Source organism: Paracoccus endophyticus, from assembly GCF_003286075.1.
Lineage (GTDB): Bacteria > Pseudomonadota > Alphaproteobacteria > Rhodobacterales > Rhodobacteraceae > Paracoccus > Paracoccus endophyticus.
Genome location: NZ_QLUV01000056.1, coordinates 1 through 669, shown reverse-complemented (window position 1 = coordinate 669; position 669 = coordinate 1). Strand labels below are relative to the sequence as shown.

Annotated in this window: 1 protein-coding gene; it reads left to right on the top strand. The window is 69.8% G+C overall.

Translation table 11 applies throughout. The features are described 5' to 3' along the window. Positions 1-130: 130 nt before the first annotated feature. On the top strand, positions 131-669 hold a 539-nt coding region (locus tag DPQ23_RS15235), incomplete at its 3' end, for a sulfate/molybdate ABC transporter ATP-binding protein (RefSeq protein ID WP_112875596.1).

Genomic DNA, 669 nt, shown 5'->3' with positions numbered 1-669 from the left:
CGTCGCGGCCTTCTCGATGGCGGCGCTGCTGGCGCTGCTGGGGCTGGTGACGCTGCTGATCAAGACCTCGCTGGAAATCCGCCACGCCGATGCGCTGGCCGCCCAGCGCCGACACTGAAAGGAACCCGACATGGTGATCCAGATCGACGAAATCTCGAAGCTGTTCGGCGCGACCGCGGCGCTGCATCCGGTGTCGCTGTCAATCCCCGGCGGTGCGCTGGTCGCCCTGCTGGGGCCGTCGGGTTCGGGCAAGACCACGCTGCTGCGGATTCTGGGCGGGCTGGAATATCCGACCTCGGGGCGGGTGCTGTTCGACGGACAGGACGCGACGGGCCTGACCGTGCAGGAGCGCCGCGCGGGCTTTGTCTTTCAGTCCTACGCGCTGTTCCGGCACATGACGGTGTTCGACAACATCGCCTATGGTCTGAACGCGCGCCCCCGCGCCAGCCGCCCGCCCAGGGCCGAGATCGCGCGCCGGGTGACGAGGCTTCTGGAGCTGATCCAGTTGCCCCAGATCGCCGAGCGCTATCCCAGCCAGCTGTCGGGCGGTCAGCGCCAGCGCGTCGCCCTGGCCCGCGCGCTGGCCATCGAGCCGCGGATGCTGCTGCTGGACGAGCCCTTCGGGGCGCTGGACGCCAAGGTCCGCAAGGAACTGCGCCAGGGCCTGCG